The sequence below is a fragment of the Sinomonas sp. P47F7 genome, assembly GCF_049332655.1.
In the GTDB taxonomy this organism is placed as follows: domain Bacteria; phylum Actinomycetota; class Actinomycetes; order Actinomycetales; family Micrococcaceae; genus Sinomonas.
This window is the reverse complement of record NZ_CP186327.1, coordinates 1,606,470-1,625,385: the sequence shown is the minus strand read 5'-3', so window position 1 is coordinate 1,625,385 and position 18,916 is coordinate 1,606,470. Positions and strand designations below refer to the sequence as shown.

20 protein-coding genes are annotated in these 18,916 nt (G+C 70.8%); 7 read left to right on the top strand and 13 right to left on the bottom strand.

Annotated features, from left to right (window positions below; genetic code table 11):
* Positions 1 to 256: 256 nt before the first annotated feature.
* Entirely contained in the window at positions 257 to 1,492 is a 1,236-nt protein-coding gene (locus ACOKR1_RS07695; RefSeq protein WP_422936103.1) for an IS110 family transposase, read from the top strand.
* A 36-nt stretch (positions 1,493 to 1,528) separates the two neighbouring features.
* Here ACOKR1_RS07695 and ACOKR1_RS07690 read toward each other — a convergent pair whose 3' ends face one another.
* Genes ACOKR1_RS07690 through ACOKR1_RS07680 form a run of 3 tightly spaced genes read right to left on the bottom strand, consistent with a single transcriptional unit; the run spans position 1,529 to position 4,993 of the window.
* Positions 1,529 to 2,815 (bottom strand): deoxyguanosinetriphosphate triphosphohydrolase, encoded by a 1,287-nt coding sequence (locus ACOKR1_RS07690; RefSeq protein ID WP_422936102.1) that lies wholly within the window; start codon positions 2,813 to 2,815, stop codon positions 1,529 to 1,531.
* Positions 2,799 to 3,992: a tRNA dihydrouridine synthase DusB gene (gene dusB / locus ACOKR1_RS07685; RefSeq protein WP_422936101.1), complete on the bottom strand. Its 1,194-nt coding sequence runs from the start codon at positions 3,990 to 3,992 to the stop codon at positions 2,799 to 2,801. Before dusB ends, ACOKR1_RS07690 begins: the two co-directional genes overlap by 17 nt.
* A complete protein-coding gene (locus tag ACOKR1_RS07680) occupies positions 3,989 to 4,993 on the bottom strand; it encodes a hypothetical protein (RefSeq protein ID WP_422936100.1) in 1,005 nt (334 codons plus the stop codon). Before ACOKR1_RS07680 ends, dusB begins: the two co-directional genes overlap by 4 nt.
* Before the next feature lie 164 nt (positions 4,994 to 5,157).
* Here ACOKR1_RS07680 and ACOKR1_RS07675 point away from each other — a divergent pair, with 164 nt between their 5' ends.
* Positions 5,158 to 6,747, top strand: a complete 1,590-nt coding sequence (locus ACOKR1_RS07675) for an IS1182 family transposase (RefSeq protein ID WP_422933071.1) — start codon at positions 5,158 to 5,160, stop codon at positions 6,745 to 6,747.
* A gap of 181 nt (positions 6,748 to 6,928) precedes the next feature.
* Here the strand turns inward: ACOKR1_RS07675 and ACOKR1_RS07670 are convergent, their stop codons facing one another.
* The 3 genes from ACOKR1_RS07670 to ACOKR1_RS07660 form a co-directional block, all read right to left on the bottom strand.
* A complete protein-coding gene (locus tag ACOKR1_RS07670; RefSeq protein ID WP_422936099.1) occupies positions 6,929 to 7,444 on the bottom strand; it encodes a hypothetical protein in 516 nt (171 codons plus the stop codon).
* Positions 7,445 to 7,588: 144 nt separating this feature from the next.
* A complete protein-coding gene (locus tag ACOKR1_RS07665) occupies positions 7,589 to 8,197 on the bottom strand; it encodes a response regulator (protein ID WP_422936098.1) in 609 nt (202 codons plus the stop codon).
* Entirely contained in the window at positions 8,194 to 8,877 is a 684-nt protein-coding gene (locus tag ACOKR1_RS07660; protein WP_422936097.1) for a hypothetical protein, read from the bottom strand. Before ACOKR1_RS07660 ends, ACOKR1_RS07665 begins: the two co-directional genes overlap by 4 nt.
* An 89-nt stretch (positions 8,878 to 8,966) precedes the next feature.
* Here ACOKR1_RS07660 and ACOKR1_RS07655 point away from each other — a divergent pair, with 89 nt between their 5' ends.
* On the top strand, positions 8,967 to 9,791 hold the full coding sequence (locus tag ACOKR1_RS07655; RefSeq protein ID WP_422936096.1) for a lysophospholipid acyltransferase family protein: 825 nt from the start codon (positions 8,967 to 8,969) through the stop codon (positions 9,789 to 9,791).
* A 70-nt stretch (positions 9,792 to 9,861) separates the two neighbouring features.
* Positions 9,862 to 10,509: an NADPH-dependent F420 reductase gene (locus tag ACOKR1_RS07650; protein ID WP_422936095.1), complete on the top strand. Its 648-nt coding sequence runs from the start codon at positions 9,862 to 9,864 to the stop codon at positions 10,507 to 10,509.
* Here ACOKR1_RS07650 and ACOKR1_RS07645 read toward each other — a convergent pair.
* Genes ACOKR1_RS07645 through ACOKR1_RS07635 form a run of 3 tightly spaced genes read right to left on the bottom strand, consistent with a single transcriptional unit; the run spans position 10,494 to position 14,189 of the window.
* Complete coding sequence (locus tag ACOKR1_RS07645) at positions 10,494 to 11,786, bottom strand: YibE/F family protein (protein WP_422936094.1); 1,293 nt, start codon at positions 11,784 to 11,786, stop codon at positions 10,494 to 10,496. The genes ACOKR1_RS07650 and ACOKR1_RS07645 overlap by 16 nt on opposite strands.
* A 5-nt stretch (positions 11,787 to 11,791) precedes the next feature.
* Positions 11,792 to 12,781 (bottom strand): GNAT family N-acetyltransferase, encoded by a 990-nt coding sequence (locus ACOKR1_RS07640; RefSeq protein WP_422936093.1) that lies wholly within the window; start codon positions 12,779 to 12,781, stop codon positions 11,792 to 11,794.
* A gap of 22 nt (positions 12,782 to 12,803) precedes the next feature.
* Entirely contained in the window at positions 12,804 to 14,189 is a 1,386-nt protein-coding gene (locus ACOKR1_RS07635; protein ID WP_415856784.1) for a glycine--tRNA ligase, read from the bottom strand.
* A 191-nt stretch (positions 14,190 to 14,380) separates the two neighbouring features.
* Between ACOKR1_RS07635 and ACOKR1_RS07630 the strand changes: the two genes are divergently transcribed.
* Positions 14,381 to 14,596, top strand: a complete 216-nt coding sequence (locus ACOKR1_RS07630) for an RNA-binding S4 domain-containing protein (protein WP_422936092.1) — start codon at positions 14,381 to 14,383, stop codon at positions 14,594 to 14,596.
* On the opposite strand, the gene ACOKR1_RS07625 is transcribed toward ACOKR1_RS07630, so the two are convergent.
* Positions 14,583 to 15,311, bottom strand: a complete 729-nt coding sequence (locus ACOKR1_RS07625; RefSeq protein ID WP_422936091.1) for an alpha/beta hydrolase — start codon at positions 15,309 to 15,311, stop codon at positions 14,583 to 14,585. The genes ACOKR1_RS07630 and ACOKR1_RS07625 overlap by 14 nt on opposite strands.
* Positions 15,312 to 15,424: 113 nt before the next feature.
* Between ACOKR1_RS07625 and ACOKR1_RS07620 the strand changes: the two genes are divergently transcribed.
* Both ACOKR1_RS07620 and ACOKR1_RS07615 read left to right on the top strand, forming a co-directional pair.
* Complete coding sequence (locus ACOKR1_RS07620; protein WP_422936090.1) at positions 15,425 to 16,321, top strand: SGNH/GDSL hydrolase family protein; 897 nt, start codon at positions 15,425 to 15,427, stop codon at positions 16,319 to 16,321.
* A gap of 51 nt (positions 16,322 to 16,372) precedes the next feature.
* A complete protein-coding gene (locus ACOKR1_RS07615) occupies positions 16,373 to 16,924 on the top strand; it encodes a hypothetical protein (protein WP_422936089.1) in 552 nt (183 codons plus the stop codon).
* Here the strand turns inward: ACOKR1_RS07615 and ACOKR1_RS07610 are convergent.
* Genes ACOKR1_RS07610 through ACOKR1_RS07600 form a run of 3 tightly spaced genes read right to left on the bottom strand, consistent with a single transcriptional unit; the run spans position 16,911 to position 18,916 of the window.
* Positions 16,911 to 17,138, bottom strand: coding sequence for a ferredoxin (locus ACOKR1_RS07610; RefSeq protein ID WP_422936088.1), 228 nt, complete (start codon positions 17,136 to 17,138; stop codon positions 16,911 to 16,913). The genes ACOKR1_RS07615 and ACOKR1_RS07610 overlap by 14 nt on opposite strands.
* Positions 17,135 to 18,352, bottom strand: a complete 1,218-nt coding sequence (locus tag ACOKR1_RS07605) for an NADH-ubiquinone oxidoreductase-F iron-sulfur binding region domain-containing protein (protein ID WP_422936087.1) — start codon at positions 18,350 to 18,352, stop codon at positions 17,135 to 17,137. Before ACOKR1_RS07605 ends, ACOKR1_RS07610 begins: the two co-directional genes overlap by 4 nt.
* 9 nt (positions 18,353 to 18,361) lie before the next feature.
* A complete protein-coding gene (locus tag ACOKR1_RS07600; protein WP_422936086.1) occupies positions 18,362 to 18,916 on the bottom strand; it encodes a ferric reductase-like transmembrane domain-containing protein in 555 nt (184 codons plus the stop codon).

Genomic DNA, 18,916 nt, shown 5'->3' with positions numbered 1-18,916 from the left:
TTCAGGGGCGCTGCCGCGCTATGGGGGTCGGGAGTAGCGTGTGGTCGCCTCTTGTCGGCTTACGTCCTCGGGGCGGATCCTCGTGAGGTCGGCCGCGCGACGCCGGTCGGACTATGGTGCGTGCGAGCCTGTACCTTAGCCTGGCGCGGAAGGACTTCCACGGGAACCGTGGATTGTTGCCCCGAGCAGGAGTGTTAGATTCCTTACCTTCATCCCTGTCCTTCCCGCGGCCGACCTGATGAGGGAGGAGCAGGCGATGGACGTGGTGCACGAGCGTGCGGCGGGGATGGACATCTCCAAACGCGACGCGAAGGTCGCCGTCCGGGTCCCGGGCAAGCGCGCAGGCACGTTCACGACGGACGTGACGACGTGGGGCTCCACCGTGGGGCAGATCCTGGAGCTGATCGAGTTCCTCGAGGCCCAGCAGGTCACCACGGTGGTGATGGAGGCGACAAGCGACTACTGGAAGCCGTTCTGCTTCCTGATGGAGGACCGCCTTCCGGTGATGCTGGTCAACGCGAAGCAGGCCAGGAACATCCCGGGGCGAAAAACCGACGTGTCGGACTCGGCGTGGCTGGCTCAGCTGGCCGCGCACGGGCTGCTGCGGCCCTCGTTCGTCCCGCCCGAGCCCATCCGGCAGCTGCGCGACCTCACCCGCGCCAGGGCGGTGGCGGTGCGGGACCGGACCCGGCAGGTCCAGCGGCTGGAGAAGTTCCTCGAGTCCTCCGGGATCAAGCTCTCCGCGGTCGCCTCCGAGCTGACCGGGGCCTCGTCCCGGGCGATCCTGGACGCGCTGGTCGCAGGAGAGCGGGATCCGCAGCAGCTGGCGCAGCTGGCCAGAGGGACGCTGCGGAACAAGATCCCGCAGCTGGTCGAGGCGCTGCAGGGCAGGTTCACCGACCACCACGCGTTCATGGTCACGGAGTACCTGACCCAGATCGACACGGCAACCGGGATGATCGACCGGCTCACAGCACGGATCGAGGACGCGATCGCCCCCTTTCGCCTCGCCCGCCAGGCGCTGACGACGATCCCCGGCATCTCGACCGCCGTCGCGGAGGTGATCATCGCCGAGACCGGAGCGGACATGGCCGTGTTCGAAACCCCGGGGCATCTGGCGTCCTGGGCCGGGGTGTGCCCCGGCTCGAACGAGTCGGCCGGGCGGGTCAAGTCGTCGCACACCCGCCCCGGGGACAAGTACCTCAAAGCCGCGCTCGGAGTCGCCGCGATGTCGGTCTCGCGCGCCCAGGGGACCTACCTCGCCGCCAAGTACCGACGCATCGCCGCCCGGCGTGGCCCCGTCTTGGCCGTCGTAGCAATCGAGCACGCCATCCTGACCGCGGCCTGGCACATGCTTCGAAACGGCGAGGTCTACACCGACCCCGGCGCCGACTACTACACCCGGCTCAACCCACAGAAAGCCACCAACAGGGCCATCCGCCAGCTCCAGAACCTCGGCTACAACGTCACCATCACTCCAGCGCCCGCCTGAACCCGCCACCTACTCCCGTATTAGTCTTCCCCACCGTCACCAGAGACTGGGCAGGCTCCCCACGAGACGCTCGTACCAGGACAGCGCCGACGCGTCCGTGAGCGACGCGACCTGGTCGATGACGACCCGCAGCCGCGCCGCATCGTCGCCCGCGGCACGCCAGTCCGCGGCGAACATCGGTTCGAGGTGCCTGTCCCCGGAGGCGCTCAGCGCGGTAACGAGCGCGTGGAGCACCTCGCGCTGCCGCTCGTAGATCGGCTGGCGGTGGTCCGTGGTCATGACGAACGTCGTGGCGAGGCCCTTCATGACGGCGATCTCCATGACCGTCTCCTGCGGGACTACGACGTCGCCCGCGTAGCGCGTGAGCGGCGCCTCTCCGAACGCGGCGCGGGTCAGGCCCAGGGCGCTGTCACAGAAGCGGCCGATGAGCTGACTCGTCATGTTCTTGAGGGCCGCCATAGCCCTGCGCGAGCCGTCGGCCTCGAGCACCCATACGGGGGTGGACTCCAGGCGCGCGAGAGCCGCGTCGATCTCCGCGGGATCGCTGTGCGGGAGATACCACTGCTGGGTGTAGCCGACCACGCGGGCCCGGTGGTCCGGGTTCGCCATCCAGCGGAGCTGGAACTTGCCGGCGACGATCGCGTCTTCGACATCGTGCACGGAGTAGGCGATGTCGTCAGAGAGGTCCATGATCTGGGCCTCGAGGCAGCTCCGGCCCGCCGGCGCCCCCTCGCGGACCCATTCGAAGATCTCAAGATCGTCCTCGTACGCTCCGAACTTGCTCGTGCGCTGGCCGTGCACGAGCGGGGCGTCCCGCGCCGTCCACGGATACTTGCAGGCGGCGTCGAGGCTCGCCCTCGTGAGGTTGAGCCCGGCCGGGCGGCCCTCGCCGTCGAGCACCTTCGGCTCGAGCCGCGTCAGGAGGCGGAGCGTCTGCGCGTTGCCCTCGAAGCCACCGATCCGGTGGGCGATGTCGTTGAGCGCGCTCTCGCCGTTGTGCCCGAACGGAGGGTGCCCCAGATCGTGGCTCAGGCACGCGGCGTCGACGACGTCGGGATCGCATCCGAGGACCCGACCGAGCTCCCGGCCCACCTGGGCCACCTCGAGCGAGTGCGTGAGGCGCGTGCGCACGAAGTCGTCCGTGTCGGGTGCGACGACTTGCGTCTTCGCACCGAGGCGACGGAGGGCGGACGAGTGCAGGACGCGCGCGCGATCGCGCTCGAAGTCGCTGCGGTAACTCTTCTTGATCGGCTCCGCGACCCAGCGACGGCTGTCGTCGGCCGTGTAGTGGCCATTCTTCGACGGCTCAGCCACCGGAGACATCCAACTCGGCCGCCGCGATGTCACGCGTCTGGCCCGCATCCATCGAACGGCTCTCGAGCCACTTCTCCGGGAGCGCCGGACGCTTCGGGGAGCCCGCGCGCCCACGCGGACCCTCGGCGTCGGCGCCGGGGTACGAGGCCTCGGCGTCGAGCTCGCCGAGCAGCTCGCGGAGCACTGCGAGCGTCGGCACCTGGGCGAGCTTGGCCCTGAGCTCGCCGCCCACGGTATAGCCCTTGAAGTACCACGCGACGTGCTTGCGAATGTCGCGCAAGGCCTTGTCCTCGTCCTCAAAGTAGTCCACGAGGAGCTCGGCGTGGCGGTAGAACGCCTCCGCGACGGCGGCCAAGCCGGGGCGATTGCGCTCGGCGCGCCCCTCGAACGCCGCCTGGAGGTCGCCGAAGAGCCACGGACGGCCCTGGCATCCGCGGCCCACCACGACGCCGTCCACGCCCGTGTGCCGCACCATCCGCATCGCGTCCTCGGCGCTCCAGATGTCCCCGTTGCCGAGGACTGGGATGTCGGGGAGCGACTCGCGGAGACGCGCGATCGCGTCCCAGTCGGCGGTGCCCGAATAGAACTGCGCACACGTGCGGCCGTGGAGGGCGACGGCGGCCACCCCCGCGTCGCGCGCGATCCGGCCGGCCTCGAGATATGTCAGATGGTCATCGTCGATGCCCTTGCGCATCTTGATGGTCAGCGGGATGTCGCCGCGCTGCGCCTCACGCACGGCAGTCGTCACGATCGACGTGAAGAGGTCCGTCTTCCACGGCAGGGCGGAACCTCCGCCGCGCCTCGTCACCTTGGGGACGGGGCAGCCGAAATTGAGATCGATGTGATCGGCGCGGCCCTCCTCGACGAGCATCCTCACGGCCCGGCCGACCGTTACAGGGTCAACACCGTACAGCTGGACCGAGCGGACCTTCTCGTCGTCGTCGTGCGAGATGATCCGCAGCGACTCGGGGTGCCGCTCGACGAGGGCCCGGGACGTCACCATTTCCGCGACGTAGAGGCCGCCCCCAAACTCACGGCAGAGACGGCGGAAAGCCTTGTTGGTGATGCCGGCCATGGGCGCCAGCACCACCGGAGTCTCGATGGTCAGTTTCCCGAGCTTGAGCGGCGGGAGTTCGAGCCGGGCGGGCGCGGGGGCTTCCGAGAGGGCGATGGGCACAGCAGTCACCCGTCCATTGTGTCAAAGTCCCGGCCCGGGGACGGGATCTCGGCCCCGGAGAGGAGGGCGGCGAGCGAATCGTCGAGCACGGCAGTGGTCCGGCCCCGAGGGGCGGTCGCCGCGACGATCGGCTGGCCCGGCCGCCACCAGAACAATTCGCTGCTCAGCGGCGCTACCTCGCCCTCGGCCAAGATCGCGACGAGGTCACGCATCCGGTGAACGTCCTCAACCGAGGCCAGGCCATCCACGTCTTGGAAGCCAAGCATGCGGTGGGCCGGAACGCAGAACAGCAACCCGGAGGGGCCCACCTCAAGGCCCAACCTCTCCACGAGGCGCTCGGGATAGGCGAGCCACGCAGCTTGGCGCGGATGCTCGGACTCGAGCAGGATCACCGCCGAACCGGTGTCCGATTGATAGGCCGTGGGCTCCCCGAGCTCGGCCTCGAAGAGATTCGCCTCGGCCATCTCCCACGCCTCCTCGGCTCCCCCGGCCTTCGAAAGGTGGACGTCCGCGAGAAAGGCCGAGGCCTGACTGTGCCGCACGGCCAGAAGGAGCGGCAGGCCGGCCACGCGCCGCGCGTACGAGTAGTCCTCCGCGAGCTGCGCCGGAGGAATCCTCCCCGGTGCTGAGAACCGCGGGAAGAGCTGTTCGCGGAGATCGTCGCGCGAGAGGTGCGGCGGCGCGGCGAGCGCCGTCGAGATGAGGTGCCCCACAATGTCCCTCGCGAGCCCTCCCCAGCCCGTCTCCGGGATACGGGCTGCCTCCCGCGCGATCGTGGTGAAGCCGAGAGTCGCCCCCGGCGCCCTGAACGGCCCGCCCGTCACGACGATGTGGCTGCCCCGATCCCACGCGCGGTACCCGAGCGAGCGGACCGCCTCCGCGCAATGCCCACGCAGGGCATCGGCCTGCCCAATGGTGAATCCTTCGATATAGCGATCCGGCGAGTCCAGCGCCGCCGTTCCTTCTCGAACCTCCGAGCGTGCCTTCTTGACCCGTGCTGCCTTGCCCATGTGTCCCCCTTAGACGTGCGATGACCCCGACGCTAGCGGGGCCATGGCACACACGGGAGGGCGCCGCCGTCGTATGTGGATAACTCGCTAGGAGACTGCTGAAGAAGTCGGGCGGGCGGGGCGCGCCTCCCTGCTTCGGGCCGGGGAGGGTTAAGACTGGCTTCATGCAGGGTCGCGACGATGGACAGCGTGAGTTCCTTGACGTTGAGGCGCTGGCCGGGCATCTGCTGGTTCCGGGCAGCGTCTTCGCCTTCCTGGCCGGGCATCGGCTGAAGCTGTTCCCGGCGGAGATGTTCGAGGATCTCTTTCCCTCGGGCCGGGGCCGGCCCTCGGTCCCGCCCGAGGTGGTCGCCACGGTCCTGGTGCTGCAGGCGTTGAACGGGCTTTCGGATCGCGAGGCTGCCGAGGCGGTGACCTTCGACCTGCGGTGGAAGGCCGCCTGCGGCTTCGCGGTCGCGGACCGGGCGTTCCATCCGACCACCCTGACCTACTGGCGGCGCCGGCTCGCGGCCAGCGCCCGGCCGCAGCGGATCTTCGAGGCGGTCCGGGACGTGGTGGCCGCGACCGGCGCGGTGGGCGGGGGGACGCGGCGGGCGCTTGACTCCACGGTGCTGGACGACGCGGTTGCCCGGCAGGACACGGTCACCCAGCTGGTCGCCTCGATCCGGCGGGTCGGCCGGGAGGTCTCCGGCGCGGAGGCGGTGATCGCCGCCGAGTGCACCCGGCTGGCCGGGCTGACCGGGCAGGACTACGCCTCGGCCGGGAAGCCGCGGATCGTGTGGGACGATGCGGCCGCGCGCGACGGCCTGGTCACAGCCCTGGTCAACGACGCGCTCGCGCTGCTCGCGGCGCTGGACGTCGATGCCGCCCAGGCCGCGGGCGGGAGGCCTGCGGAGGCGGTGGCGCTGCTGGCGCTGGTGGCCGGGCAGGACGTCGAGCCCGCGGAGGACTCCGACGGCAGCGACGGGCGGTGGCGGATCGCCCGCAGCGTCGCACCGGACCGGATGATCTCCACCGTCGACCCGGAGACCCGGCACGCGCACAAGACCCGGGAGCGCCGGCAGGACGGGTTCAAGGCCCATGTGGTGGTCGAGCCGGAGACCGGGCTGACCACCGCGGTGAAGCTGACCAAGGCCAACGGCCCGGAGAACTCCGACGCATCCGTCGGCAAGGACCTGGTCGCCGCCGACCCGACGATCGCCGGGCAGGAGGCCGTCGAGGTGCTCGGCGACTCGGCCTACGGGTCCGGGGAGATGCTGCACGCCCTGGACCAGCGGAAGTGGACCCCGATTATCAAGCCGTGGCCGCTGCGGCCCGCGGTCGAGGGCGGGTTCACCATCGACGACTTCGCCCACGACGGCGAGGCAGGGACCCTGACCTGCCCGGCCGGGCACACCCGCCGGCTCACCAAGACCCGCAAGGCCGTGTTCGGCGCCGTCTGCGCCCACTGCCCGCTGCGATCGCAGTGCACCACGGCCAGAGACGGTCGCAAGATCGAGGTGCATCCCCACGACCTGCTCCAGCGCGCACACCGCAGGCGGGCCACCGCGGAAGGCTTCCAGACCACCTATCGGGCCAAGCGGCCGATGGTCGAGAGATCGATCGCGTGGCTGACCCGGGGCAACCGCCGCGTCCCCTACCGGGGCGTGGAGAAGAACAACAGCTGGCTCCACCACCGGGTCGCCGCCCTGAACCTCAGGCGACTGCTCGCACTCGGCCTCAGCTTCGACAACGGAACCTGGCAGCTGGCCTGATCGCGCCGCAGGCCCCCAGAAGACAGCCTCGAACCCAACGCCAGGGGCACCACGACGCCCTGCACAGGCGGGACGGACCCATGCTGCACCCAGAGCCGACCAAAACCCGCCGTTCGACTGGCCAAGGCGGCACCGATCACGCCACCAGCCAACCTGCGAAGGGAGCTTGTTCAGCAGTCTCCTAGGCGACGGGCTGGCGCAGGGGCTCCGCCTCCCACACGACGGCCGCCGCGCGACGGGACACCACGAGGGCTTGGATGCCGAGGGTCACCGCGATGTACAGCATGATCGAGGCGTTCGCGACGGGGCCCGACCCGCGCAGCCCCTCAAGCATCGAGCCGAAGAACTCGACGCCGATGTGCACCCCAAGCCCCGCAATCCACAGACCGACCGCGGGCCAACCGCCGCGACGGTACGCGACGCCGTCCTGGATCCAGACCGCCGCCGTCCGGCCACGCAGCCAGCCGAAGCCAGCCGCGAGACCGATTGAAACGGCGAGGGTCACGGCCTCGACGGGCGTGAAACCGTGCGAGTCGGCGATCTGGGCCAGCTGCCACACACCCACGCCACCGAGGATCACGAAAGTGCGGGCGCGGAGGGCGCCCACGGGGCGAGTCCGAAACTGGCGGAAGATGGCCCGCGCGAGGACCGCGACGGCGAGGACGATGTTCGCGAAGCTGAGGGTGAGGCCGGTCATCGGAATCGAAGCTCCTGGTTCAGTGGGCGCCGCCTCTCCGGCGGCCTGAATCCATCGTTCCGCCGAGGCCGCCTGCGGCCCCCATGCGCCTGTCATGACTCCGGCATGACATCCGTCAGATGAACACCGCCGAGGCGCTCGTGGTCAGATGAGCCAGCCGTTCTCCTCCGCGATGCGAGCCGCCTCAGCCCGCGTGCTCGCGCCGGTCTTGCCGATCGCGCTCGAAAGATAATTCCGCACCGTCCCCTCCGAGAGGAACAGCTCGCGGGCAATGTTCGCGATGGTCCGGCCGCCGGCGGCGGCCCGAAGCACCTCGGTCTCGCGATCGGTGAGCGGGCTCTCGCCCGCCGTGAGGGACTCCGCCGCAAGGGTCGGATCCACCACGCGGAGGCCAGCGGCGACTCGCCGCACGGCGTCGGCGAGCTGGCGCGCGGGCGTGTCCTTGACCACGAAACCCGCGGCCCCGGCCTGCATCGCGCGGCGGAGGTAGCCCGGGCGCCCGAAGGTTGTCACCACGAGCACCCGGCACGACGGCGCCGCACTGCGCAGCGCGGCGGCAGCCGAGATGCCGTCGAGGCCCGGCATGTCGACGTCGAGGATCGCGACGTCCGGGTGGTGCTCGGCGACCGCGGGGACCACCTCGTCGCCGCGCCCCACTTCGGCGACCACCTCGAGGTCCGGCTCGAGGCCCAGGAGCGCGGCGAGCGCGCCGCGTACAAGCGCCTGGTCGTCGGCGATGAGCAGCCTGATCATGCGGCCACCCGCAATCGGTATCCGCCGAGCTCCGAGCGGCCGAGGCTCAGCGTGAGCCCCGCCGCGCGCGCCCCCTCGCCGAGGCCGGACAAACCATGCCCGTCGGGCGCCTGCCCGGGCTCTGCCGCAGAAGCTGGCCCGTCAGCTCGGCCTTGACGGCGATCACCGTGAGCGAGTGGCCGAGGATATCGTGCAGATCCCTCGCGACCCGATTCCGCTCCTCTGCGACGGCGAGCTCGGCCAGCTCGTGCTGAGCCCCGCGCAGCTCGCGGAGCGTCTGGGCTTGGCGCCCAAGCGCAAGGTCCACAGTACCAGCCACCTCCTGAGGAGTCGTACAGGAAGAACCCCAGGCTCAGGACCACGAGGAACGCGAGAAGCGCGAGCTTGCGCGCAAGCGGCCGGCCCCAGCTGAACGGAGGGATCAGCATGAACGAGAGCATGAACAGCACGAGGTGGGCGGTGCGGAGCGGGAGGGCTCCGGCCGCGATCGCCGCGGCGGCGAAGCGGTCCCAGCCGCCGATGATCCAGAAGACCACGGCGATCCCGGAGCCGATGAACCAGCGGCGTGAGGCGGGCGCGCGAAGGACGCCGAGGAAGCCGAGGGCGGAGAGATCCTGGCCGAAGATTTCAGCCCCGCTGAGGCGCCCGAAGGCCGAGGCGCGCTGGGAGCCGGAGGTCATGCGACCACTCTAATGTCCTCCCCAGGCAGGGCCGCGAAGAGCGCCGCGAGCGCTGGAACGACAGCGGCGCCCCTGCCTAGTCTTGGCGCATGGCCACGCCCCCGGTTGCGCCGTCCCGCTCCCTCCCCCGCGGGAGCCCGTGGCTGTACGACGTGGGCCTCCGCTTGTTCGAGGGCCTCTCGCGTGCCGCGCGCATCGAGATCACTGCGACCGGGCTCGAGAACGTCCCGCCCGGACAGGTGGTCCTCGCGATCACCCACTTCGGGTACGTCGACTTCGTCCCCGTCGCCATCGTCTGGTGGGCGCGCCGCCGCGACCGGCTCCGCTTCCTCGTGGGCCCGCGCCCGTATCGCAGCCGCCTGCTCGGTGCCGCGATCACGGCGTGCGGCGGCATGGCCGTGCTCGGCGCGCCCAACCACGCGAGCCTCAATGCGTCCGTGCGGGCCCTCGACGCGGGCTGGAGCGTGGCGCTTTTCCCCGAGGCCGGCGTGAGCCGGAGCTTCACCGTGCGGCGCTGCCACACTGGCGCCGTGCGCATGGCGGCCGCCACGGGCGTCCCCCTCGTCCCCGTCGGGGTGTGGGGCGGCCACCGGGTGACGACGCGCGGGCACGGCACCTTCGGCACGCGAGGCAGAGGCTCCTTCCGCGATCTGTGGCGCGCGCCGATTCGGGTGCACTTCGGCGATCCCGTGGACCTCGTCGACGGGGACGATCCCGAGCGCGCCGCCGCAAAGCTCCAGCACGCGATGCAGAAGGCCGCCAACGCCGCGGCCCTCGACTTCCCGCTCGGCCAACCGGCCGGCGCGTGGTGGCTTCCGGCGAAGTTCGGCGGCGGCGCGCCGAGCGAGGCCGAACGCGACATCTGGGACGCCCGGGACATGAACGGCATGCGCCCGGACCGCGACAAGATGTGAATCGAGCCACTTTCCAGGCGCCGGGGCCGCCGCGAGGGAATACCCGTGGGCGGCTTCGGTTGCACCGACCATGACGACTCTTGGACTGATCGGAAGCGGACACATCGGATCGCAGCTCGCGCGCCTCGCCGTCGCGGCAGGGCTCGACGTGGTCCTGAGCAATTCTCGGGGCCCGGAGACCCTGAGCGATCTCGTCGCGGAACTGGGCCCCCGCGCCCGCGCCGCGTCACCGGCCGAGGCCGCGGGCGCCGCCGACATCGCGGTGGTCAGCATCCCCCTCAGGAACATCGGCCTCGTGCCCGTGGACGAGCTCGCAGGCAAGACGGTCATCGACACGAACAACTACTACCCGCAGCGCGACGGAATCATCCCCGAGCTCGAGGCCGAGGAGACCACGACCGCGGAGCTCCTCCAGCGGCATCTTCCCGACTCGCACGTGGTCAAGGCGTTCAATCACATTTACGCGCGCGAGCTCACGAGCCATGCGCTCCCTGCCGGCTCGCCGGGGCGGCGGGCGCTCGCCATCGCGGGTGACGACGCGGGCGCCAAGCCGGAGGTCGCAGCACTCATCGACGCGTTCGGCTTCGACACGGTCGACGCGGGGCCGCTCGCTGAGGGCTGGCGCATCCAGCGCGACACCCCCGGCTACGGGCCTCGCCTCGACAGGGCCGGGCTCACGGCGGCGCTTGCCGCCGCGAAGCGCTACCGCGCCGCGTAGCTCGGCTCGGCCTCGGGCCCTGCCAGGCGCGCCGCCCCGGTCGCCTTGACCACAGCGACGGCGATCGCGGTCGTGATGGGGATGGCGAGCACGAGCCCGGTCGAGCCCACGAGGGTGCGCACCACCTCCTCGGCGAGCTCCGAGCCTGTGAGGGCCTCGAGGAGCGGCCGGTCGTAGAGCGCCACGATGATGAGCAGCGGAAGGGCCGCGCCCGCGTACGCGAACGCGATCGTGTACACGGTCGACGCGATGTGGTCGCGGCCAATCCGCAACGCCGAGGAGAAGAGCCTGCGAGCGGGCGTGTGCGGCGCGAGCTCGTAGAGCTCCCATACGGCGGAGGCCTGCGTGACCGTGACGTCGTTGAGCGCGCCGAGGCTCGCGATGATGAGGCCGCACAGGATGATTCCTGAGACCGAGAGACTGCCTCCGAGGTTCACGAGCGAGGCCGCGGGATGTGCCCCCACGCCCGTGAGGTTTCCCGCGTCCATCGCCCACGAGGCGAGCGCTGCCGTGACCCCAAGGCCGAAGACCGTGCCAAGCAGCGCCGTGGACGTCCGCGCCGAGACCCCGTGGGCGAAGTACAGGACGCCCATCATGATGACCGTCGAGCCCACGAGCGCGAGCAGGAGCGGCGGCTTGCCCTCGACGAGGCCGGGAAGGATGAACAGAGCCAGGACCGCGAACGCGCCCCCGAGGCCCAGAAGTGCTCGCAGGCCGCGCCACCGCGCGACGGCCACGACGACGACCGCGTAGAGCCCCGCGAGCAGCAGCAGCGGAACCGTGCGCACGAAGTCGGCGAAAACATACGACGGCGCTTGGGCCCCAGGAGCTTCGGCTTGAGGGCTGTCCGAGGAGCCTTGCGGCTGGGCCTGCTGGATCTTCGAGAGGTTGAGGTACCGGATCCTGTCCCCGGGCTTGACTCCGTGCGACACCATGACGTCCGGGTTCATCGCGACCCTCACCGCCGTGCCCCCTGCGTCCGGCTGGGTCACCGCGAAGGTGCACTGGGACGGCTGCTGGCCCTTCTGGCACCCGGACAGGGCGACCTGCTGCACCGTTCCGGTGTCCATCGTGACGCCCTGGGCAAGCGCATAGGGGTTGGAGAGCCTGAGGTCGCCGCGGTTCCCAGAGGGCCACAGGAGCACCATCGCGACGAGGGTCACGAGGCCCAGCGGGACGAGCACAGCCGCGAGGATCCACGTCGCCCGGCGCCGGGCGACCGTCGCAGCACGGCTCGGGGCCTCCTCCGGATCCGCGTGACCGTGCCCGCCGCCCACGGGGTTCAGTCCCCCAAGATCACAGTGTCGGGACCGGCCTGGGCCGCGAGGCCCGCTGCGAGGAGCGGTTCGACGGCCGCCCGGAGGGCCTCCATCGAGTCGTCTACTTCAAGCAGAACGGGGTGCTGATACGCGACGAGGGCCAGCAGCCCGCGCACGGCGTCCCGCGCGTCGTCGGCGTCGAGCGCGGGGTCGTGGCCCAGCAGGACTTCGGTGGGCTGCTCGCCGCCGTGCGTGGAGCCGAGGACCGGCTCCACGGCCAGGGGGCTCGCGTAGCTCACAGCGAAGGCCCGCAGCCGTCCCTTCTTCGTGGCCGGGGCCGCGGGACCGAACGCGCTCGACGCCCGGGCGCGCAGCACGACGGCGCCGTGCGCTCCCGCCGCGTCTGAGAGGAACAGCTGCTGGGCCTTTCCGACGCTGAGCGGGGCGGGCGGGTCCCACGCGTGAACCGAGGTGTAATAGCGGCCGACGGCGTCGCTCAGCTCGACCGAGCCCGTAGCCAGATCCTGGACGAGCTGCGAGCTCTGCTGCTCAGTTCCGTCGCCGAAGACCGGAAGCTTGAGCGTCCCGGGCCGTACGATGACGTGCCGCGAGCGCTGGAGCGGGACGAAGCCCGACGCGAGGGCGAACGCCTGGCCCACCGTCCCGTCCGCGGCCTTGGTGCGCAGCGGAGTGATCCCGCCGGGCGCCGTCAGCGCGGCCTCGCGGAGGCGCCGCAGCAGGGCGGCCCCCACGCCCCGGCGCCGGTGGTCCCGGGCCACCTCGACATACGCCCACAGCCGCTCGGGATGCAGCGCGCTCGTGTACACGACGCCGGCGGCCACGGGGATGCCCTGGTCCTCGGCCACGACGCAGCGCCGCCACACCCCCTCGTCGGCATCCGGCGCAAGCTCACCGCGGAACTGTTCCGCGGCGGGCCCCTCGGCGTCGCCCCAGATCTGCAGGAGCGTCTGGTCGTCGCCCGCCCGCCACGGGCGGTAGCTCAGTTCAGCCACGCGCTTGGTTCCTCCCGGCCCGTCAGTTCCCGTTGAGCCGCTCGGCGAGGTAGCCCTGGACCTTGTCGAGCGAGACGCGCTCCTGCGCCATCGTGTCGCGCTCGCGGATCGTGACGGCGTCGTCGTCGAGCGTGTCGAAGTCGACCGTGATGCAGAACGGCGTGCCGATCTCGTCCTGGCGGCGGTAGCGACGGCCGATCGCGCCCGCGTCGTCGAAGTCGATGTTCCAGCGCTTGCGCAGCTCGGCGCCGAGGTCGCGCGCCTTCGGTGAGAGGCTCTCGTTGCGGCTCAGGGGAAGCACGGCAGCCTTGATGGGCGAGAGTCGCGGGTCGAGGCGCAGGACGGTGCGCTTGTCCACGCCGCCCTTCGTGTTCGGCGCCTCGTCCTCGGAGTACGCGTCGACGAGGAACGCCATCATGGACCGCGTGAGGCCGAACGAGGGCTCGATCACGTACGGGATGTAGCGCTGGTTCGTGGTCTGGTCGAAGTAGGCGAGCTCGTGGCCCGAGGCCTTCGAGTGGCTGCCGAGGTCGAAGTCCGTGCGGTTCGCGATGCCCATGAGCTCGCCCCACTCGTTGCCCTGGAAGCCGAAGCGGTATTCGACGTCGATCGTGCCGGCCGAGTAGTGCGCGCGCTCCTCCTTCGGGACGTCGAAGCGGCGCATGTTGTCCGGGTTGATGCCGAGGTCCACGAACCAGTTCCAGCACGCGTCGACCCAATGATCGAACCACGAGGGAGCGTCCTCGGGAGCCGTGAAGAACTCAATCTCCATCTGCTCGAACTCGCGCGTGCGGAAGATGAAGTTGCCCGGCGTGATCTCGTTGCGGAACGCCTTGCCGATCTGGCCGATCCCGAACGGCGGCTTCTTGCGAGACGTCGTGACCACGTTGTTGAAGTTCACGAAGATGCCCTGCGCCGTCTCGGGGCGCATGTAGTGCAGCCCCTCGGCGTTGTCGACGGGGCCGAGGAACGTCTTCATGAGGCCCGAGAACATCTGCGGCTCGGTCCACTGGCCCGTGACGCCGCAGTCGGGGCACGTGATGGACTCCATGCCGTTCTCCGGCGCGCGGCCCTTCTTCGCCTCATAAGCCTCGATGAGGTGGTCCTGACGGTGCCGCTTGTGGCAGTTGAGGCACTCGACGAGCGGATCCGTGAACGTCGCGACGTGGCCCGAAGCCTCCCAGACCTGCTTGGGCAGGATGACAGACGAGTCGAGGCCCACCATGTCCTCGCGGCCGCGGACGAACGTCTGCCACCACTGTTCCTTGATGTTCTCCTTCAGCTCGACCCCGAGGGGACCGTAGTCCCATGCGGACCGGGAGCCTCCGTAGATCTCGCCCGCCTGGAAGACGAATCCGCGGCGCTTGGCCAGGGAGACAATCGCGTCCAGTTGGGATTTGGGTGCCAAGACATGTCCTCCATACTGTGCAGGGCCGCTGGGTGCGGTCCGGGTAGTCCAGAGTCAAGAGTACCGGGGCGCGGGCGGTGGGCGGGTGCATACCGGATGGTGGCCGGGTGCATAACGGATGGTGGGCGGGTGGATAACGGGCGGTGGGCGGGTGGATAACGGGCGGTGGGCGGGTGGATAAAGTGGGAGCCATGGAAGATGTCGAGATCCGCGAGGGCACCATCCGGCTCGGCCAGCTCCTCAAGCTGGCCTCCCTCGTCGAGGACGGCGTCGAGGCCGCCGACTTGATCCGCGGCGGCCTCGTCAAGGTCAACGGAGACATCGAGGAGCGGCGCGGCAGGCAGCTCGCCGCAGGCGACGTCGTCGAGGTCAAGGGCCAGCAGGTTCGCCTCGTCAGCCGCGCGTGAGCACCTTGAAGCGCAGGAATTCCGCGACGTGGGCCATCTCGGGCCCGCTGATGCTGTGCAGGATCCCTTCGTAGACGATCTTCGTGAGGTCAACGCGGCCTCGGACCCAGCCGAGCGTGAACTCGACCTTGTCCGGCGTGATGACCGGATCGGCCTGGTCCCGACCCCAGAAGAACGGCACGGTACCGTCGAGCTCGGCGTCGCGAACGTAGGGCCAGCCGTCGGCCCCGCCCGCAGTCTTGTCCCCGGCCGCGGCTTTGCTCCCGCCCAGGCCACCCTTAATCGCGAACCCAGACAGACCGACGACGGCGGCGAAGTCACCCGGGCGGCGCCGCAGGAGCGTCGTCGCCATGGCCATGCCCATCGAGAAGCCGAGCAGGGTCACCGATGTGTGCTGCGCGCGGACCGGGTCGAGCCACTCGAGGACGTACTCGCTCGCGGCCTCGACCTGGGCCAGCCCGAAGTCGGCGGCCGCGACGAGCGGGAACCACTGGTAGGCCCCCGGCGCGAGCTCCTGAGGGGCCCGCAGGGCGACGACGGTGAACTCTGAAGGCAGGAGCGGCACGAGGCCCATGAGGTCCGCCTCGTTCGCGCCGTAGCCGTGGAGCAGGACGATCAGCGGAGTCCCCGCCCGTTCCTCCTCCGGGCGGCTCCACACAGCGTGGTGCGTCGGGTACGTCGCCGGATAGCTGGGGGTGGTCTGGGCCTCAGTCATGCCAACCATTCTGACACATGGTTGAAGTGTCAAGTAAATTGCTTCGGCGTGGCCGGGCACAGTCGGCCACCTTGCGGCGTTAACGCGGGATAGATAATGCAGGAGTGACGGACATGACCCAGCCCAATCATCGCGACGTACAGCTCTCGGACGGCCAACGCCACCCGTGGCACCGGTACGTAGCCATGGGCGATTCGTTCACCGAGGGGATCGGCGACCCCGACGTTTCCTCGCCTGGCGGGCACCGCGGCTGGGCGGACCGCCTCGCGGAGGAGCTTTCCCGGGGCAGCGAGGACTTCGCCTACGCCAATCTCGCGATCCGCGGACGGCTTCTCGGGAAGATCCTCGACGAGCAGCTCGAGCCGGCGCTCGCCCTCTCCCCCGACCTCGTGTCCATCTCGGCGGGAGGCAACGACCTCCTGCGCCCGGGAAGCGATCCTGACGCCCTCGCTGTGAGGCTCGACGGCGCCGTCGGCCGCGTCGCCGAGACCGGCGCAACGGTGCTGCTCTTCAACGGCCCGGACATCGGGTCGACGCCCGTGCTGAGCGCCATCCGCGGCAAGGTGGCCATCTACAACGAGAACCTGCGCACGGTCGCCGCGCGGCACGACGCGATCATCGCGGACATGTGGAGCCTGCGCCAGCTCTCGGATTCGCGCATGTGGGCGAGCGACCGGCTGCACTTCTCGCCGCTGGGCCACCACACGATCGCGATCATGGCGCTCGGGGCGCTCAACGTCCCGCACGAGCTCTCCCCCATGGAGCCGGCGCCCCTGCCCTCACGCTCGTGGCGCGCCGCGCGCGCCGAGGACCTCGTGTGGGCGCGGGAGTACTTCGTGCCCTGGGTGATCCGCCGGATCCGCCACAAGTCGAGCGGCGACGGCATCTCGGCCAAGCGGCCGACGGCGTCGCCCGTCTTCGGCGTGGGCGTCCCCTTGGGAACGGGCGACGCCATCGGGGCGCGGGAGGCCCTGGGAGACCCCGTGGGAACGGACGAGGGCGGCGAGTAGGCTGAAGACATACTGGCCCGGCAGGCCGGGCGCATCGGACCGGAGGCGGCCATGAGCTGGATATTCTGGGTGATCGTCCTCGCGTGGGTGGTCCCCTTCATCATGCGGAAGATCGGCCAGCCCCCGCGCAATCGGGGCCAGATTCCCCCGCGCGACCGAGGGTACAACCGCTATGGCGGCTACCCCGGCAACCCCTACCCGCACGGGTATCAGGGCGGCCAGCGGCCCCCGCAGCAGAACCCCACGGGAGCCGGCCAGCCCATGCCCCCGCCGCCGGCGCCGGGAGGAAACCCGGGCGGGAACTGGTGGCAGCAGCCCATCCCGCCGGGCACATTCCCGGGCCAGCAGGCGCCCACGCAGCAGCGGACCTCCCAGCAGCGCACCTCCCAGCAACGGCCGGCCCAACAGCGACCCGCCCAACAGCGACCCGCCCAGCAGCAGCCGCCGGGCGCCCCGCAGAGCGCGCTCCCGGCGCCCGGACCCGACGCCGAGCAGCAGGGCTACCGGGCCCGGAAGCTCGCAGAGCTCGACCAGCAGTTCACCGACCAGAAGATCTCCCTCGAGGAGTACATGAAGGCCCGCAACGAGGTCATGCGCGGCTGACGCGCCGCAGGAGGAGCGCCTGGACCGGGCAGAGGCCCACGGCGTCCTGCGCGGCGTCGGCGAGCTGCCCGGGGATCGGGATGTCCTTCCCGCCGCGACCCATGGGATAGCCCCATTCGTCTCGCGCGAGGAGCTCGGGAAGGAGCTCCACGCACAGGCCGCGGCCGTCGCAGCGTGCGAAGTCGATGTGCAGCTCCAGTTCCGTCCGGCTCATCGCCCCTGCCCTCCGTGGGCCGTGCACGTCCCGGCGAGGTGCGCTTGGACCTCGTCGCGGAAGACCGTGAGCGAGCTGCGCACGAACTTCGCGCTGCCGTCCGGGTGGTGGCACGCGCCACGGCCCGCCACGAGGCCCGCGAACCGCTCCGCCTCGGCAGCGAGCCAGGGCGTCCGCTCGCCCGCGGCGATCCGCTCGAGGACATCCGCCATGGCGGGGAGCCCGAACATGCAGGGACCGCATTGGCGCGCCGAGCTCTCCGCGAGATAGCGGGTCACCCGCGCGGCCGTCTCGAGCCCGCAGCGCTCGCGCGCGAGGACCATGAGCACGCCGGCGCCGGGAGAGGCGCCGTAACGCTGCAGACCGCGCGCCGTGACGGGCAGGTCGAAGGCGTCGGCGGGAACCCACGCCCCGTGATAACCGCCCACGAGCACGGCCGTCGCGAACTCCGGGTCGACCCCGCCCAGCTCGAGGAGCTCTCGCAGGGTGGCGCCGCCCGGCGCCTCCACGACAGTCTCCGCGGGCACGTCGCCGCCCACGCTGAAGAGCCTCGACCCGGGATCGTCGGAGCTCCCTTCGCTCCGGAACCACTCGGCGCCGTAACGGGCCACGAGCGCGAGCTGCGCGAGCGTCTCGACGTTGTGCAGGAGCGTTGGCCGCCCCCTGTAGCCCGAGACGCCGAGCCGCGCGGGCTTGTCTTTCGGCAGCGCGGCGCCAGTTTCGAGGGCGTTGACCACGGCGGAGGCCTCACCTGAGATGAAGGCCTTGGGCGCCTCGACGAGCTTGACGGGCACGCGGTCGCGGCGCTCGGCGAGGGCCGCCTCGACACGGGAGAGCGTCCCGGCCGTCGCGTAGAGGAAGAGTTCGGTCGCACCGACGGCCTCCCCTGCTGTGACGAGGCCGTCGAGCACGAGGTGCGGCGCGTGCCGCAAGAGCGCCGCGTCCTTGTGGCTGAGCGGCTCGCCCTCGGCGCCGTTGGCGACGACAACGGGCCGGCGGCCGTTGCCCACCGAGCCGAGCTTGCGCCACGCGGGGAAGCCCGCGCCGCCTCGGCCGGTCAGGCCGGAGGCCTCGAGCTCGCGGAGGAGGCCTTCCCTCGTCCAACGCAGGGGCCGGGGGCCGTACGCCGCCTCGTGCGCGGCAAGAGTGACGCCGCCGGCGGCGAACAGCCGGCCGGTGCCGAGCCTCGTGAGCCCACGCGTCATGGTGGTCATGTCTCCTCCTCAGACCTGTCCGAGGCGGGCACGGGACGTTTCGACGAAGCGGGCACTCAGTCGCCAGCCGCCGGCACAGACCACGGCCCCGGCGCACGTCCACGCGAGCGTCTGGAACCAGAGGTCCGCGGCGTTCGTCCCCGAGCCCAGAGCGTGGGCGAAGGCGAACGGCCACATCGCGTACGCGGCCCAGTGGACGGCGCGGAACATGCGCTGGCCGATGCGCTGGCGCAGCAGGCCCGTGACGACGAGCGCGATGACAAGATCGAACGCGACCGTGCCAAGGCCCACCCAGAACGGGTTCCTGCCGGCGACGAACGGCACCACGGCGTCCGGGAGCGAAAGCTTCGCGTGGCTGTCCAGCATGAGGGTCCCCACATGGAGGGCCAGGAAGACGAGCGCGAGGAGGGACGTGCTCCGGTGGAGGAGCGCGACCGAGAAGCGGGGAAGCGCCGGGAGGGGACGGCCCGAGCGGCTCACGACGCCGAGCACGAGAACGAGTGTGAAGAGCACGAGCGAGACGATTCCGCTCGCCCGCCCGAAGGCCCACATGATCTCGTTCAT